This is a genomic window from Pseudomonas sp. B2M1-30 (assembly GCF_025447575.1).
Taxonomy (GTDB): domain Bacteria; phylum Pseudomonadota; class Gammaproteobacteria; order Pseudomonadales; family Pseudomonadaceae; genus Aquipseudomonas; species Aquipseudomonas botevensis.
In genome coordinates this window covers 119,100-135,523 of the sequence record NZ_JAOEJT010000005.1, presented here as the reverse complement: position 1 = coordinate 135,523, position 16,424 = coordinate 119,100, and the positions used below count along the sequence as shown (strand labels likewise).

Annotated in this window: 16 protein-coding genes; 2 read left to right on the top strand and 14 right to left on the bottom strand. The window is 61.4% G+C overall.

Translation table 11 applies throughout. The features are described 5' to 3' along the window. Nucleotides 1-43: 43 nt before the first annotated feature. From N8H74_RS12505 to N8H74_RS12455, 11 genes are all read right to left on the bottom strand, one after another. Nucleotides 44-1,027 (bottom strand): DNA polymerase III subunit delta', encoded by a 984-nt coding sequence (locus N8H74_RS12505; RefSeq protein ID WP_262147893.1) that lies wholly within the window; start codon nt 1,025-1,027, stop codon nt 44-46. After that, nucleotides 1,020-1,652 carry a dTMP kinase gene (gene tmk, locus N8H74_RS12500; RefSeq protein ID WP_217830666.1) on the bottom strand — a complete coding sequence of 211 codons (633 nt, stop codon included), beginning with the start codon at nt 1,650-1,652 and terminating at the stop codon, nt 1,020-1,022. Before tmk ends, N8H74_RS12505 begins: the two co-directional genes overlap by 8 nt. A gap of 19 nt (nt 1,653-1,671) precedes the next feature. After that, nucleotides 1,672-2,865, bottom strand: a complete 1,194-nt coding sequence (gene mltG / locus N8H74_RS12495) for an endolytic transglycosylase MltG (protein ID WP_262147891.1) — start codon at nt 2,863-2,865, stop codon at nt 1,672-1,674. A gap of 3 nt (nt 2,866-2,868) precedes the next feature. Continuing rightward, complete coding sequence (pabC, locus tag N8H74_RS12490) at nt 2,869-3,684, bottom strand: aminodeoxychorismate lyase (protein WP_262147889.1); 816 nt, start codon at nt 3,682-3,684, stop codon at nt 2,869-2,871. Beyond that, complete coding sequence (fabF, locus tag N8H74_RS12485; protein WP_007908259.1) at nt 3,684-4,928, bottom strand: beta-ketoacyl-ACP synthase II; 1,245 nt, start codon at nt 4,926-4,928, stop codon at nt 3,684-3,686. Before fabF ends, pabC begins: the two co-directional genes overlap by 1 nt. A gap of 110 nt (nt 4,929-5,038) precedes the next feature. Next, on the bottom strand, nt 5,039-5,275 hold the full coding sequence (acpP, locus tag N8H74_RS12480) for an acyl carrier protein (RefSeq protein ID WP_217830663.1): 237 nt from the start codon (nt 5,273-5,275) through the stop codon (nt 5,039-5,041). Between the two features lie 196 nt (nt 5,276-5,471). Continuing rightward, nucleotides 5,472-6,212, bottom strand: a complete 741-nt coding sequence (fabG, locus tag N8H74_RS12475) for a 3-oxoacyl-ACP reductase FabG (RefSeq protein ID WP_217830662.1) — start codon at nt 6,210-6,212, stop codon at nt 5,472-5,474. A gap of 16 nt (nt 6,213-6,228) precedes the next feature. Beyond that, nucleotides 6,229-7,167 (bottom strand): ACP S-malonyltransferase, encoded by a 939-nt coding sequence (gene fabD / locus N8H74_RS12470; protein WP_262147885.1) that lies wholly within the window; start codon nt 7,165-7,167, stop codon nt 6,229-6,231. 125 nt (nt 7,168-7,292) lie between these two features. Beyond that, entirely contained in the window at nt 7,293-8,303 is a 1,011-nt protein-coding gene (gene plsX / locus N8H74_RS12465; protein WP_262147884.1) for a phosphate acyltransferase PlsX, read from the bottom strand. A gap of 4 nt (nt 8,304-8,307) precedes the next feature. After that, nucleotides 8,308-8,490 carry a 50S ribosomal protein L32 gene (gene rpmF, locus N8H74_RS12460; protein WP_003179396.1) on the bottom strand — a complete coding sequence of 61 codons (183 nt, stop codon included), beginning with the start codon at nt 8,488-8,490 and terminating at the stop codon, nt 8,308-8,310. A 13-nt stretch (nt 8,491-8,503) separates the two neighbouring features. Next, nucleotides 8,504-9,031, bottom strand: coding sequence for a YceD family protein (locus N8H74_RS12455; RefSeq protein WP_217830660.1), 528 nt, complete (start codon nt 9,029-9,031; stop codon nt 8,504-8,506). 106 nt (nt 9,032-9,137) lie between these two features. Here N8H74_RS12455 and N8H74_RS12450 point away from each other — a divergent pair, with 106 nt between their 5' ends. Continuing rightward, the gene (locus tag N8H74_RS12450; RefSeq protein WP_262147883.1) at nt 9,138-9,716 is read left to right on the top strand and encodes a nucleoside triphosphate pyrophosphatase; all 579 of its coding nucleotides are present in this window, start codon (nt 9,138-9,140) and stop codon (nt 9,714-9,716) included. Nucleotides 9,717-9,764: 48 nt separating this feature from the next. Here the strand turns inward: N8H74_RS12450 and N8H74_RS12445 are convergent, their stop codons facing one another. The 3 genes from N8H74_RS12445 to rluC are packed head-to-tail and all read right to left on the bottom strand — an operon-like array spanning nt 9,765 to nt 12,387. Further along, a complete protein-coding gene (locus N8H74_RS12445) occupies nt 9,765-10,754 on the bottom strand; it encodes a S49 family peptidase (RefSeq protein ID WP_217830658.1) in 990 nt (329 codons plus the stop codon). A 24-nt stretch (nt 10,755-10,778) separates the two neighbouring features. Further along, entirely contained in the window at nt 10,779-11,441 is a 663-nt protein-coding gene (locus N8H74_RS12440) for an HAD-IA family hydrolase (protein WP_262147881.1), read from the bottom strand. Next, on the bottom strand, nt 11,428-12,387 hold the full coding sequence (rluC, locus tag N8H74_RS12435) for a 23S rRNA pseudouridine(955/2504/2580) synthase RluC (RefSeq protein WP_217830656.1): 960 nt from the start codon (nt 12,385-12,387) through the stop codon (nt 11,428-11,430). Before rluC ends, N8H74_RS12440 begins: the two co-directional genes overlap by 14 nt. A 700-nt stretch (nt 12,388-13,087) precedes the next feature. Here rluC and rne point away from each other — a divergent pair. Further along, nucleotides 13,088-16,345, top strand: a complete 3,258-nt coding sequence (rne, locus tag N8H74_RS12430) for a ribonuclease E (RefSeq protein ID WP_262147879.1) — start codon at nt 13,088-13,090, stop codon at nt 16,343-16,345. Nucleotides 16,346-16,424 lie beyond the last annotated feature (79 nt).

The window sequence follows — 16,424 nt, the reverse complement described above, 5'->3', positions numbered from 1 at the left end:
CTGATCTTCAGAGTCTAGGCACACATCGTTGTTTTGGGGGCATCTACCTCTGGCCTGGCAGCCCCACCCATTGCACCAACAGCGCCTCCAGCAGCAACGCCGGATTGAGGTTGGCCTTGCTCAAGACCTTCTGGCGCTGGGCGAGAATCCAGTCCTGAATATCGAGTACCTTGCCCTGAGCACTTTTCTGCGCCAGATACTGCACGACCTTGCGCATGTCGGCCAGGCCAAGGCCCGCTTCATCCTGCGTCAGTTGATAACGCAGGATCAGGCTCGACCAGTCACAGAACCAGTCGAACAGCCGCAGCATCGGAATCGTTTTCCATTCTTCGGCCAGCTGCGTCGGCGATTGCTGCTGTTTAAGCAGCTTTTTCACCCCGTCAACCACCTGCGCACGCTGCTCGCGCACGCCCTGGGCCTGCAGGTCGACGGCAGCCAGTGGCGATCCGGCGGCCAGGGTCAGCAGTTCGACACGCTCCTCGACGGAACATTCCGGCAGCGCCTGCGCCAGCCACTCCAGGCTCATGGCTTCACCCGGCAACGGACAGGCCTGCTGCACGCAGCGGCTCTTGATGGTCGGCAACAGCCGGCTCGGCTGGTGACTGACCAGCAGCAGCACGGTATTGCCGGAAGGCTCCTCAAGACTCTTGAGCAAGGCGTTGGCGGCGTTGATGTTCATCGACTCCACCGGCTCGATCAGTACGACCTTGCGCCCGCCCAGCTGCGCGGTCTGCACCACGAAACTGACCAGATCGCGCACCTGATCGACCTTGATCGCCTTGTCCGCCTCTTCCGGTTCGAGGATGTAGTTATCCGGATGGCTGCCGGCCTTGAGCAGCAGGCAGGATTTGCACTCGCCGCAGGCGTCCGGTGTCGGACGCTGGCACAGCAGGCCGGCCATCAGACGCTCGGCCAGCGCACGCTTGCCAATCCCGGCGGGTCCGTGCAGCAGATAGGCGTGCGCGTGCTGGCTACGTCCGGCCAGTTGCTGCCAGAGGCTGGCCTGCCACGGGTAGGCCTCAGCCACGGCTCAGCTCCAGCAGACGCGGCAACAGCCCGTCGAGCGATTGCTGGACCTGCGCCAGCGGTTGACCGGCGTCGATCCGCACATAGCGCGCCGGATCGGCCTCGGCACGCTTGAGGAAGGCGCTGCGCACCGCCTCGAAAAACGCCCGGCCTTCAAGCTCGAAACGGTCCAGGCGACCACGGGCACTGGCCCGAGCGAGGCCGATTTCCACTGGCAGATCGAAAATCAGCGTCAGATCCGGACGCAGATCACCCTGCACGAAAGTCTCCAGTGCGGCGATCCGTTCCAGCGACAAGCCGCGACCGCCGCCCTGATAGGCGTAGGTCGAATCGGTGAAACGGTCACACAGCACGACGGCGCCACGGGCCAGTGCCGGGCGGATCACCTCGGCAAGATGCTGGGCGCGGGCGGCGAAGACCAACAGCAGCTCGGTGTCCGGGTTCATGACCTCGTCAACCGGTGCCAGCAGCACTTCACGAATGCGCTCGGCCAACGGCGTACCACCGGGCTCGCGGGTCAGCACCACTTCGAGACCGGCGGCGCGCAGGCGCTCGGCGAGGTACTCGCGGTTGGTGCTCTTGCCGGCGCCTTCCGGGCCTTCCAGGGTAATAAACAAGCCAGTCACAGGCAGTCCTTAGTCAAAGTCATTGCGCGTTTTGCGGGGCGGCCGCTTCCGGATCGGGCGCGGCCTGCGGAGCCGGTGCCGGGTCCTGGGCGGGAACCTGCGGCAACGCGTCCGGCGCGGTATCGGGCGATGCGGCAGGAATCGCCTCTTCGGCGGCCGGAGCAGTTCCCGGCGCCGTCGCTGGCGCCGGGCTGGAGCGGTAATCCGCGCGCCGCTTGAGCTGGAACTCGCGCACCGCATTGTTGTGCGCATCCAGATCGTCGGAGAACACATGGCTGCCATCGCCACGGGCGACGAAATACAGACTGTTACCTTCCACCGGATTGAGGGCCGCGTGAATCGCCTCGCGACCGACCATCGCAATCGGCGTCGGCGGCAGTCCCGGAATCACATAGGTGTTGTACGGCGTCGCTTCCTTGAGATGGGCGCGGGTCAGCTTGCCGTTATAGCGATCACCCAGACCGTAGATCACGGTCGGGTCGGTCTGCAATTGCATGCCCAGCGCCATGCGCCGAACGAACACGCCGGCAATCTGCCCCCGTTCCTGAGGCACGCCGGTTTCCTTTTCCACCAGCGAGGCCATGATCAGCGCCTGATAGGGTTCGGTGTACGGCGCATCGGCGGAACGTTTTTCCCACTCTTTGGCCAGCACTTCGTCGAGGCGGTCGAAAGCCTTCTTCAGCAACTCGACGTCAGACACGCCGCGCACGAAGCGATAGGTGTCCGGGAAGAAACGCCCTTCCGGGAACAGGCCGCGATGGCCGATCTTCTCCATCACTTCACTGTCGCTCAGACCGTTGAGGGTCTGCTCGACTTTTTCATCCTTGGCCAAAGCCGCGCGCACCTGATGGAAGTTCCAGCCTTCGACCAGCGTCAGGCTGTACTGAACCACGTCGCCACGCTTCCACAACTCGATCAGACCGTTGACGGTCATGCCCGGCTGCATGCGGTATTCGCCGCTGTGAATCGGCGTGCCGGCCAGATTGAAGCGCCAATAGACCCGCAGCCAGAAGGCGTCCTTGATGACGCCATCCGATTCAAGTCCGAGGAAAGTACGGGTCGGAGTCGACCCCTTGGGCACATCCAGCAGCTCTTCCTGCGTGATGTTCAGTGGCTGCTCCAGCGCCGAATGGATCTTCCAGGCGCTGGCGCCCAGCAGCAGCCCTGCCAGAACCAGTCCGGTTTCCAGCAGCAGCAAAAGTTTACGTCTCACGAATCAAGCATCCAGTAGCGTGCGGGCAATGGTTTGCAGTTTACGGGTGAGCGGGCCAACCGGCCAGTGCAGTGCAGCACAGGCGCGTACCGGCCAGATGCCGTACACGCTGTTGCAGACGAAGACTTCATCGGCCCATTGCAGTTGATCGAGGCTGATGTCGGTGATTTGTACGGGGATTGCCAATGACTCGGCCTGAAACAATATTTCGGCGCGCATCACACCGGCCACGCCGCAGCGTTTCAGATCCGCCGTGACCAGCACACCGTCGCGCACCAGAAACAGATTACTGAACACGCCCTCGATCACCCGGCCAGCCTGATCGAGCATCAAGCCTTCGGCGTGCTCGCTGTCCTGCCACTCGGCACGGGCGAGGACTTGTTCCAGACGATTCAAGTGTTTCAGGCCGGCCAGCAACGGCTGAACGGACAGGCGCGTCGCGCACGGAAACAGCCGAATGCCCTGCTCGCCATGGGCGGCCGGGTAAGCGGCGGGGGGATTGCCTTGCAGGATGCGCCGGCCCTGCGCCGAAGGATCCGGCGCATAACCGCGCAAGCCGTCGCCACGGGTGAGGATGAGCTTGAGCACACCTTCGCCCATGGCCGCGGCATAGGATTGCAGCTCGGCGCGAATCAGCTCGATATCGGCCGCGATGGCCAGGCGCGAACAGCCGTCGGCCAATCGGATCAGATGACGATCCAGCAGCAATGGCTGACCGCCACGCACGGCGATGGTCTCGAACAGACCATCGCCGTAAGCCAGGCCGCGATCTTTCAGCGACAGAGCGTCAGCCGGTTGACCGTCGACCCAGCAGTCCATCAGCCAGCGAACCGACGGAACGCCAACGTGCCGTTGGTGCCGCCAAACCCGAAGGAGTTCGACAACACGACATCGATGTCCATGTTGCGCGCGGTGTGCGGCACGAAATCGAGATCGCAGCCTTCATCCGGCTCATCGAGGTTGATGGTCGGTGGTGCCACCTGGCTGTTGATCGCCAGCACGCTGAAGATCGCCTCGACCGCGCCCGCCGCACCCAACAGGTGGCCGGTCATGGACTTGGTGGAGCTGACCGCCAGTTTATAGGCGTGATCACCGAACACCGACTTGATCGCGTTGGCTTCGGCGAGGTCGCCGGCCGGGGTCGAGGTGCCGTGGGCGTTGATGTATTGCACCTGATCGACGTTGATCTTCGCGTCGCGCAGTGCATTGGTGATGCAGCGTGCAGCACCGGCGCCGTCGGCAGGTGGCGAAGTCATGTGAAACGCGTCGCCACTGGTGCCGAAGCCGATCAGCTCGGCATAAATGGTCGCGCCGCGAGCCTTGGCGTGCTCGAGCTCTTCGAGCACCAGGGCACCGGCACCGTCGGACAGCACAAAACCGTCACGGCCCTTGTCCCATGGACGGCTGGCACGGGTCGGCTCGTCGTTGCGGGTCGACAGCGCACGAGAGGCACCGAAGCCACCCATGCCCAGACCGCACGCGGCCATTTCCGCGCCGCCGGCAATCATCACGTCGGCTTCGTCGTACATGATGTTGCGCGCCGCCATGCCGATGCAGTGCGTACCGGTGGTACACGCCGTGGCGATGGCGTAGTTAGGCCCCTGTGCACCCAGATGGATGGACAGGAAACCAGAAATCATATTGATGATCGAGCCAGGCACGAAGAACGGAGAAATCCGTCGCGGGCCAGTCTCATGCAGCGTGCGGCTGGTTTCTTCGATGTTGGTCAGACCGCCGATACCCGAACCCATGGCCACGCCAATGCGCTCACGGTTGGCGTCGGTAACTTCCAGACCGGCGTTGCGAACCGCTTGAAAACCCGCAGCGAGACCGTACTGAATAAACAGGTCGAGCTTGCGTGCTTCCTTGACCGACAGGTATTCCTCGACATTGAAGCCCTTCACCGAGCCGCCGAAGCGGGTGGAATAGGCAGAAAGGTCGGTGTGTTCGATCAGACCAATGCCACTGCGGCCAGCCAGAATGCCCTGCCAACTGCTCGGCACATCCGTGCCCAGTGGCGACAACATACCCATACCGGTGACTACGACGCGTCTACGCGACACAGCACTCTCCTTTTTTCAAATGACGACTTTGCATCAGGCCTAAAGAAAAAACCGCACGCCATGATGGCAGTGCGGTTTTTTCCATGACAGCAAACAACGATTACAAACTATTAGCCCTGGTGGCTAGTAACGTAGTCGATTGCAGCTTGTACAGTAGTGATCTTCTCAGCTTCTTCGTCAGGGATTTCGGTCTCGAATTCCTCTTCCAGAGCCATCACCAGCTCAACGGTGTCAAGGGAGTCGGCACCCAGGTCTTCAACGAAGGAAGCAGTGTTGATCACTTCTTCTTCTTTAACACCCAGTTGCTCGGCAACGATTTTCTTGACGCGCTCTTCGATGGTGCTCATACCTTGTTTTCACTCCTAATGGACAAATTCAGGCAGCTGGCCAGTGGGTAAGTGTATAGAAAGGCTTTTCAGCTTTTCAACTGAAAGCTTCGTTCCCCAGACCCGGCAGCCCTCTGCCTATAAATAGATTGCAGCTTTATAACGGATTTTAGACAGCTCGTATGACATTTTTTTGAAGCAATCCGTCACATTTTACTTACATGTACATCCCGCCGTTCACCGGGATTGTAGCTCCGGTCACGTATGCCGCAGCGTCGGACGCAAGAAAAGCGACCACGGATGCGATCTCTTGAGCCTGTCCCAGACGCCCCAGCGGAATCTGCGTCTGCAAGGCTTCACGCTGTGCCTCAGGCAGTTCGCGGGTCATATCGGTGTCGATAAACCCTGGGGTTACCGAGTTGACCGTAATCGCACGCGAACCGACCTCACGGGCCATCGCCCGGCTGAAACCTTCCAGACCGGCCTTGGCGGCTGCGTAGTTTACTTGGCCTGCGTTGCCCATGGCACCCACCACCGAGCCGATACTGATGATTCGGCCCCAGCGCGCCTTGGTCATGCCACGCAAAACGCCTTTGGACAGGCGATACAGACTGTTCAGGTTGGTATCGATCACGTCGTACCATTCGTCGTCTTTCATGCGCATCATCAGGTTATCGCGGGTGATGCCGGCATTATTGACCAGGATCGCCGGCGCGCCGAACTGCTCCTGAATGCTCGCCAGTACGGCGCTGACCGATTCGTCGCTGGTGACGTTGAGTTCCAGGCCAGTGCCCTGGATACCGTGTTCTTTCAGGGTTGCGGCAATACGCTCGGCGCCCGAAGCGGAGGTCGCGGTGCCAACGACGATGGCGCCCTGACGACCCAGTTCCAGTGCGATAGCCTGGCCGATACCACGGCTGGCGCCGGTGACCAGTGCAACTTTACCTTGCAGACTCATGCAAGCTTCTCCTGATTCAGGCCTGCGCTGCACGGGCGGCAGCGAAGGCATCTGGGGTATTGAGGTTGGAAGTCGATACGCCTTCGGCGCAGCGTTTGTTCAGACCGGCCAGCACCTTGCCAGGACCGCACTCGACCAAACTGGTCGCGCCCTTGGCGGCCAGGGTCTGTACGGATTCGACCCAGCGTACCGGCTTGTACAGTTGTTCGAGCAGATCACGCTTGAGGGTTTCCAGATCCGCCGGCACCTGGGCGCTGACGTTCTGCACGACAGGGATCTGCGGCGCCTGCCAGTCGATGGCAGCAATGGATTCGGCAAAGCGTTCGGCGGCCGGACGCATCAGTTCGCAGTGCGACGGCACGCTCACCGGCAACGGCATCGCACGCTTGGCGCCACGCGCCTTGCAACCTTCGATCGCACGATCAACCGCCGCCTTGGCACCGGCGATAACCACCTGGCCCGGGGAGTTGAAGTTCACGGCGCTGACCACTTCACCTTGCGCCGCTTCGGCGCAGGCTGCCAGCACGTCGGCGTCTTCCAGACCGAGGATGGCAGCCATGCCGCCCTGCCCGGCCGGAACCGCTTCCTGCATCAACTGGCCACGGCGCTCGACGAGCTTCACCGCGTCTGCCAGGCTCAGGCTGCCAGCCGCCACCAGGGCGCTGTACTCACCCAGGCTGTGACCGGCGACGAAGGCCGGGCGCGCGCGACCTTCAGCCAGCCACAGGCGCCACAGGGCGATCGAGGCGGTCAGAATGGCCGGTTGGGTTTTATCGGTTTGGTTGAGCAGCTCTTCCGGCCCCTGCTGGGTCAGTGCCCACAGGTCATAACCCAGAGCATCGGATGCTTCTTTGAAAGTTTCGAGGACCAGCGGATATTGCGCGCCCAGCTCGGCCAGCATGCCGAGGGACTGCGAACCCTGTCCTGGAAAGACGAATGCGAGGGAAGCAGACATGTAACAAGCCCCTAATGATCTTGTCGTCGGAGAATTGACGTCCCGCCCTGGGGACGCAAGAAACTGACAGTTGGATGGCCCTTTGAACCGGGCGGTCACATTTAAGCATTGTCCGACGAAAACGCCTAAGACAACAAATCCTCCAGACGGCCGTGAAGACGCTCGGGAAGATTCTCCTGAATCTCGATCAACGCCCGCTGAATGGCACTCTGAAAGCCCTGGACGCCAGCAGAACCGTGGCTTTTCACCACAATTCCCTGCAACCCGAGAAAGCTCGCGCCGTTGTGTCGCGCCGGCGCCAGATCCGCCTGCAAACGCTTCATCAAAGGCAAAGCCAGCGCTCCCACGGCACGGGAGGCAAGGTTTTTCCTGAACAGCGCCTCGATGCGCGCGGCAATCATCGTCGCCAGGCCTTCGCTGGATTTGAGCAGGATGTTGCCGACGAACCCGTCGCAAACCACCACGTCCGCTTCACCACGGTACAGCCCGTCACCCTCGACGAAACCGACGTAGTTGATACCACGAGCCGCCTGCAACAGCGTCGCAGCCAGCTTGACCTGCTGATTGCCCTTGATGTCCTCGGTGCCGATGTTCAGCAGCGCCACACGCGGGCGAACAATACCCAGCGTCTGCGCGGCCACCGACCCCATCACCGCGAATTGCAACAGATGCTCGGCACTGCAATCGACGTTCGCGCCGAGATCGAGCAACTGGCAATAGCCTTTTTGAGTGGGAATCGCCGCGACCATCGCCGGCCGGTCGATGCCTGGAAGGGTCTTGAGGACAAATCGCGACAAGGCCATCAACGCACCGGTATTGCCGGCGCTGACACAGGCCTGAGCCTTGCCATCACGCAACAGCTCAAGTGCGACACGCATTGACGAATCCGGCTTGCCGCGCAGGGCCTGGGCAGGTTTTTCGTCCATGGTGATGACTTCGGACGCCGACACGATCGTCAGGCGCGCGCGATCGGCAGCCGATTGGCCGGTGATCAATTCTTCAAGAAGGGAGGGTTGACCGACGAGGGCCAGGTGCAGCGAGGGCGTAGCAGAAAGGCAAGCAAGGCTGGCCTGAACAATGCTGCGGGGACCGAAGTCCCCGCCCATTGCGTCAATCGCGATGACTTGAGCGGACAAGTGATTACTCGTCAGCGCCCTTGTCGATCACTTTACGGCCACGGTATACGCCTTCTGGCGACACGTGGTGACGCAGGTGAACTTCACCGGTGGTTTTTTCTACAGACAGGGTGCTAGCCTCGAGAGCGTCGTGCGAACGGCGCATGTCACGGGCAGAGCGGGATTTTTTGTTCTGCTGAACAGCCATAATTGATTAACTCCTAAACGTTTGGGTCACGCTTTAACTGCGCCAATACACTGAACGGGTTGGACCGCGTTACCTCGTCCTCGCTCGGTTCGGGTTCATCTGCTCCCGCCGGCTGCTGGCATTCTTCCGGATGATGAGCAGGCACAATGGGCAAGGCGAGCAGAAGCTCCTCCTCGATCAGTGACTGCAGATCCAAAGGATCTTCGCCCAGTTCCAGCACGTCATAACCTTTCGGTATCGACTGGGTATTCGCACCCTCCTTCACCACGGCGTAACTGCATTCGCTGTGGATCGGCAGGGTGACCAGCTCAAGACAACGCTGGCAAACCATTTTGACTTCGGTGTCGATAAAGCTGTGGATCACCACAGATTTACGTTCATCTCGCTCAAAAACAAGTTTCGCCTGCACCGTACCGACATCGTCGGAAAGCGGGTCGCAGAGTCTCTTCAAATCGGCCAGCAGCAGTTCACCTTGAAGGGTGGTGCCACGGTCAGCCAATTTGCGCGGGTCAACGTGAGGTGGAATCGGGTCATTCAACATAGGCGCAGCATTATAGGGATGCACCCACCCATGTCAAAGGAAATTGTGCCCTGTCCGTCACTTGCAAGCCTCCGCTAGAATCCGCCACCTGCCTCAGGAGATGCGAATGCTGCCTTTATTACTCGCTTCAAGCTCGACCTATCGTCGGGAATTGCTCAGCCGCTTGCGTTTGCCGTTCGCCTGCAGCTCACCGGACATCGACGAAAGCCATCGCCCGGGCGAGCCGGCAATCGAGCTGGTCAAACGCCTCGCCGAACAAAAAGCCAGGGCACTTGCCGCCAGCCACCCGGCACATTTGATCATCGGCTCGGATCAAGTGGCCGTGCTCGGCGAGCGGATCATCGGCAAACCGCACACCTTTGACAAGGCCCGCGAACAGTTGCTGGCCGCCAGCGGCGCCAGTGTCACCTTCCTGACCGGCGTCGCCCTGCTCAACAGCCAGAGCGGGACCTGCCAGGTCGACTGCGTGCCGTTTACCGTACACATGCGCACGCTGGACGAGGCGCGCGTCGAACGCTACCTGCACGCCGAACAGCCCTACGACTGCGCCGGCAGCTTCAAGGCCGAAGGCCTCGGCGTGAGCCTGTTCCAAGCCACCGAAGGACCGGACGCCACCAGCCTGATCGGCCTGCCGCTGATCCGCCTGATCGACATGCTGCTGACCGAAGGCGTGCAAATTCCCTGAACCACAAAAAACCGGCCATCAAGGCCGGTTTTCTTATAGCAGCGACACTCAGCGCAACGACGGCCCGTGGAACCCCATCCACATCGCAAGCTGCTCGGCGACGCTGGCCCCCAGCTTCTTCGAGAAGCGGTCGAACGGCGACTCCTGAACGGTAAAGTCGACCAGCTCCTTCTCGCCGATGACGTCACGCGCCACCGAACTGGCATTGCCCAGACCATCGATCAAGCCCAGCGGCAGCGCTTGCTCGCCGGACCAGACCAGCCCGGAGAACAGCTCCGGATGCTCCTTGTCCTTGAGGCGATCGCCACGACCCTGCTTGACGCTATTGATGAACTGCTTGTGCGTGGTATCCAGAACGCTCTGCCAGAACGCGGTTTCTTCAGGCTTCTGCGGCTGGAACGGATCGAGGAACGATTTGTGCTCGCCAGAGGTGTAGGTGCGGCGTTCGACACCCAGCTTCTCCATGGTGCCGACAAAGCCATAACCGGCCGCCGTCACGCCAATCGAACCCACCAGGCTCGCCTTGTCGGCGTAGATCTGATCCGCCGCGCTGGCAATGTAATAAGCACCGGAAGCACCCAGATCGGAAATCACCGCATACAGCTTGGTATCCGGGTTCAACCCGCGCAGACGCTTGATCTCGTCATACACGTAGCCGGACTGCACCGGACTGCCGCCCGGGCTGTTGATGCGCAGGATCACACCCTTGACCTTCTTGTCCTCGAAGGCCGCCCGCAAGCTGCCGACGATATTGTCGGCGCTGGCCGGCTCCTTGTCGGCGATCATGCCGTTGATATCGATCAGCGCGGTGTAATTGGGGCCACGGGTGGCGCTTTTTTCCATGTCCATCAACGGCGTGAACAGGATCAGCGCAACAAACAGATAAACAAACGTCAGCAGCTTGAAGAAAATCCCCCAACGTCGCGAACGCCGCTGTTCCTGCACACCCGCCAGCAGCGTCTTTTCCAACAGCTTCCAGCTTTTCGCGTCACCGTCGTCGGCACTTGCCTTGGCCGGTGCTTTCCATTCGTCGGTCATGCCATCCACCCCAGCAAAATCGTATTAGGCCTGCTGCGCCAGCCAGGCATGCAATTCGGAAAAACGGTCAATCGACAGACGCGGCGCGAACTGCTGCAGCGAGTCAATCGACTGTGCGCCGTAACTCACCGCTACCGAGCCCATGCCCGCATTGCGCGCCATCAACAGATCAAAGGACGAATCCCCGACCATCAGCGCCTGCTCGGCACGCACACCGCAATGCGCGAGGATCTGCTCCAGCATCAGCGGGTGCGGCTTGCTCGCGGTTTCATCGGCGGCACGGGTGATATCGAAATAATCTTCCCAGCCATTGGCCTTGAGCACCCGATCCAGTCCGCGACGATTCTTGCCGGTCGCGACAGCCAGGTGATACCCCTGCTCGCGAAAGGACGCCATCGACTCGACCACGCCCTCGAACAACGGCGAAGGCACGGCTTCGGCAGCGATGTAGTGATCCGCGTAATACTCGCGAAAAGCGATCATTTCCGCATCACTAATCTCGGGATACAACGTGCGGATCGCCTCGGGCAAACCCAGACCGATAATGCCCTTGACGGCAAAATCATCGCGCAACTCGAAACCGGAGCGCCCGGAGGCCGAATGCATCGCGTCGACAATCCGACCAATGGAATCAGCCAGGGTGCCGTCCCAATCGAAAATCAGCAGTTTGTAATCAGGGTGCTGCACTGAGGCGCTCCACAGTCTTGGCCCACATTTCGTCCACCGGCGCCTGCAGGTTGAGCTTGCCGCCGTCCGGCAGCGGCACGGTCAGCATGTAGGCGTGCAGGAACAGGCGCTTACCGCCCAGGTCGCGGATTTCCTTGCTGAAATCGTCATCGCCGTACTTGCTGTCACCAGCAATGCAATGCCCGGCGTGAAGGGTGTGCACGCGAATCTGGTGAGTACGACCGGTCACCGGTTTGGCCTCGACCATGGTCGCGAACTCGCCGAAACGACGCAGCACCTTGAACACGGTGAGTGCCTCTTTGCCCTCGTCGTTGACTTCGACCATGCGTTCGCCGGAACGCAGGTTGCTCTTGAGCAGCGGCGCGTTGACTTGCTTGATCGAAGTCGCCCAATGGCCGCGAACCAGCGCCATGTAGCGCTTGTCGACACCGTCGCCGCGCAACTGCTCGTGCAGGTGGCGCAACATGCTGCGCTTCTTGGCGATCATCAGCAGGCCGGAGGTATCGCGGTCGAGGCGATGCACCAGCTCCAGCTCCTTGGCGTCGGGACGCAACTGACGAAAGGCTTCGATCACGCCGAAATTCAGCCCGCTGCCGCCGTGAACCGCAATGCCCGCCGGCTTGTTGATCACGATCAGCGCCTTGTCTTCATAGACAATCGAGTCTTCCAGGCGCTGCAACAGCCCCTGGGCGACCGGCACGGGCTCGTCGCGCTCTGGCACGCGAACCGGCGGCACGCGCACGATATCGCCGGCCTGCAGCTTGTATTCGGGCTTGATCCGACCTTTGTTCACTCGCACTTCGCCCTTGCGCAAAATGCGATAAATCAAGGTCTTGGGCACGCCTTTGAGCCGGGCGAGGAGGAAATTGTCGATGCGTTGGCCGGCATATTCCGGCGAGACCTCAAGCAATTGAACGCCGGAAGTCGGGGGGGCAGTAGTCGTCATGGCGCGGATGATAACAATTTTTTATGGAATTGAAGCACTTAATCATTGCTGCTATAGTCGCGAACGCCGCCAAAAGCGGCCTGGACAGAGGAACCACGGTCAAAAACCGGCCCTGACCAACGCAATTCACCAGGACGCAAGGCCGTCCTACGGGGCTTTCGCTACGTAACGGTGGAGTTTGCAGCTGTAACAAGCGCAGGTGACATGAGGCCTGAATCACGCCGCAAAGCAGAGTTTTCACTCGCTGCGCGAGCTCATATTCACGGCCAGTTCACAAAGTGCAGTCAGTCGCGAATGACCCCGAGCGAAATCTTCGGAAACACCGCCTAAATTAGCCATGATGCGTGACCTCCCCTTTCGGAGCTCACGGTAAATGCCAACCCGCTGCGGATTCTGCGCGCGGCAGCACCCGAATTATCAGGGATACGTGTAGGGTGGAGATGCACAACCGCTGGACTGTGTAGCAATAGGCTTTATCAAGACGCTTCATCTCGTCCACAGCCGCCGGTTGATTCCTCCTCCTGACTGAGTGCTTATGTAGCCACAGCAAGCAGGACGCGTACGTCGCGGTCCCGACCCATCTGGTCGGACATCGCCGGACACGGGATTGGCCAACCACTCCCGACGCACCTGACACCGACCGTGAGAAGTCGTGTGTGCCGAACGCCGTTTCCGGCAGCCCGGAAACCGACGGTACTACATGAAAAGAATGCTGATTAACGCAACTCAACCCGAAGAGTTGCGTGTTGCACTGGTAGACGGCCAGCGCCTCTACGACCTGGATATCGAATCCGGTGCACGCGAGCAGAAGAAGGCCAACATCTACAAGGGCCGCATCACTCGCATCGAACCAAGCCTTGAGGCTGCCTTTGTCGATTTCGGCTCCGAGCGCCACGGCTTCCTGCCCCTCAAAGAAATCTCCCGCGAATACTTCAAGAAAGCCCCTGAAGGCCGCGTCAACATCAAGGAAGTCCTGAGCGAAGGCCAGGAAGTCATCGTCCAGGTCGAGAAAGAAGAACGTGGCAACAAGGGCGCAGCCCTGACCACCTTCATCAGCCTCGCCGGCCGCTACCTCGTGCTGATGCCGAACAACCCGCGCGCCGGTGGCATCTCCCGCCGCATCGAAGGCGAAGAACGCAACGAACTGCGTGAAGCGCTGAACGGTCTGGTCGCACCTGCCGACATGGGCCTGATCGTGCGCACCGCCGGCCTTGGTCGCAGCAGCGAAGAAATGCAGTGGGACCTCGACTACCTGCTGCAACTCTGGACCGCCATCAAAGAAGCTTCGCTGGATCGCTCCGCGCCGTTCCTGATCTATCAGGAAAGCAACGTGATCATCCGCGCCATCCGCGACTACCTGCGCCAGGACATCGGCGAAGTGTTGATCGACAGCGTCGAAGCCCAGGACGAAGCCCTGACCTTCATCCGCCAGGTGATGCCGCAGTACGCCAGCAAGATCAAGCTCTACGAAGACAGCGTTCCGCTGTTCAACCGCTTCCAGATCGAAAGCCAGATCGAAACCGCGTTCCAGCGCGTCGTCGAACTGCCGTCGGGCGGCTCCATCGTCATCGATCCGACCGAGGCCCTGGTGTCCATCGACATCAACTCGGCGCGCGCCACCAAAGGCAGCGACATCGAAGAAACCGCCCTGCAGACCAACCTTGAAGCCGCCGAAGAAATCGCCCGTCAGTTGCGCCTGCGCGACATCGGCGGCCTGATCGTCATCGACTTCATCGACATGACCCCGGCCAAGAACCAGCGCGCCGTGGAAGAAAAAGTCCGCGAATGCCTGGAAGCCGACCGCGCCCGCGTGCAGATCGGCCGCATTTCGCGCTTCGGCCTGCTGGAAATGTCCCGTCAGCGCCTGCGTCCGTCCCTGGGCGAAAGCAGCGGCATCGTCTGCCCGCGCTGCAGCGGCACCGGCATCATCCGTGACGTCGAGTCGCTGTCCCTGGCGATCCTGCGCCTGATCGAAGAAGAAGCCCTGAAGGACCGCACCGCCGAAGTTCGCGCGCAAGTGCCGATCCCGGTTGCCGCGTTCCTGCTCAACGAAAAGCGTAACTCGATCACCAAGATCGAACTGCGCACCCGCGCACGCATCGTCATTCTGCCGAACGATCACCTCGAAACCCCGCATTTCGAAGTTCAGCGCCTGCGCGATGACAGCCCGGAAGCGGCCAACAACCAGTCCAGCTACGAGATCGCCGCTGCCGCTGCCGAGGTTGAAGAAGCCCAGCCAGCCGCCGCGACCCGCACCCTGGTTCGCCAGGAAGCCGCCGTCAAGACTGCTCCGGCACGCGCCAACGCTCCGGCACCGACCGAAGAAGCCGCTCCGGCACCTGTCGCTGCTCCGGTCGTCGCGCCAGAGCCTAGCCTGTTCAAAGGCCTGGTGAAGTCGCTGGTCAGCCTGTTCGCCTCCAAGGAAGAGCCCGTCGCTCCGGTTGTGGTTGAAAAACCGGCCACCGAGCGTCCGGCCCGTAACGAAGAGCGTCGCAACGGTCGTCAGCAGAGCCGCAACCGTAACGGTCGCCGCGATGAAGAACGCAAGCCGCGCGAAGAACGTGCCCCACGTGAAGAACGCGCTCCACGCGAGCCGCGTGAAGAGCGTCAGCCACGCGAAGCCCGTGAACTGCGTGAACCGCGTGAAACCCGTGAAGATGCACCGGTAGCTCGCGAAGAACGCGCTCCACGCGCTCCGCGTGAAGAACGTGCACCGCGCGCCCCGCGTGAAGATCGCAAGCCACGTGGCGAGCGTGAAGAACGCGTACGTGAACTGCGCGAGCCACTGGACGCCGCTCCGGCTGCTCCAGTCGCCGCTGCCGCTGCTGCCACCGCTGAAGAGCGTCCAGCCCGTCAGCCACGCGAAGAGCGTGCGCCACGTCCTCCGCGCGAAGAACGTCAACCGCGTGCCGAACAGGCCGCCGCTGCCGCTGCCGAAGAAGAAGTGATCACTGGCGAAGAGCAACTGTCGGAAGACGGTTCGGAGAACGCCGAAGGCGATCGTCCACGTCGTCGTTCCCGTGGTCAGCGTCGCCGCAGCAACCGTCGCGAGCGTCAGCGTGATGCCAACGGCAACGTGATCGAAGGTTCGGAAGAGTCCGAATCCGGCGAAGACGCTGCCGCACCGAGCACTGCCGACCTGGCCGCCGGCCTGGCGGTTACCGCCGCCGTTGCCAGCAGCGTGATCAGCGCGCCGGCTGAAGCACAGGCCAACGAGCAAGCCGAACGCGCCACCGCCGCCACGCTGGAATCCGCTCCAGCAGAAGCGCCGGTCGTTGAAGCCACTTCGCCGGTCGAAGTGACCGCTGCTCCGGAAATCGAAGTAGCGCCGGTCAGCGAAGCTCAGCCTCAGGTTGAAGTCGCCGAACCTGCCGTGGTTGCCGAAGCCCCCGTCGTTGTTGCAGAACCGGTTGTCGAAACCGTTGCTGAAACCGTGACCGAAACCGTTCGTGAAGTTCGCGAAGAGCAGACTACATTCAACTGGGCTGCCGAGCCGGCCGTCGCTGAAACCCCGGCCCCGGTGGCCGAGGCTCCAGTAGAAGACGCCATGGTTTCCGAGCCAGTGGTTGTGGCCGCCGAACCCGCTCCGGCGCCTGTCGTTGAAGCGCCAGTGGTCGAAGCGCCAGTGGTTGCCGAAGCACCGGCCCCAGTGGCCCCGGCCGCACCGGTCAGCGCCCTGACTGAAAACGGTCGCGCACCGAACGATCCGCGTGAAGTGCGTCGCCGCAAGCGTGAAGCCGAGCGTCTGCAGAAGGAAGCCGAACTGGCTGCCGCTGCTGCTCCGGTCGCTGCCGAGCCAGCCGTTGTCGAAGTGGTCGAGGCAGCCCCTGCCCCGGTCGCCGAAGAAGTGGCGCAGGTTGAAGCAGTGATCGCCGAAGCGCCGCGCTCCGTTCAGGGCGCGGTCGAGCATCACGAACAGGCCCAGGAAAAAGAACACGAGACCAAACCTCTGGTCTGATTCCTGAAGCCATGAAAAAGCCCCGTCTGGTTATCCAGGCGGGGCTTTTTTACGCGTCGATTTTTTCAGCGTTATGAAA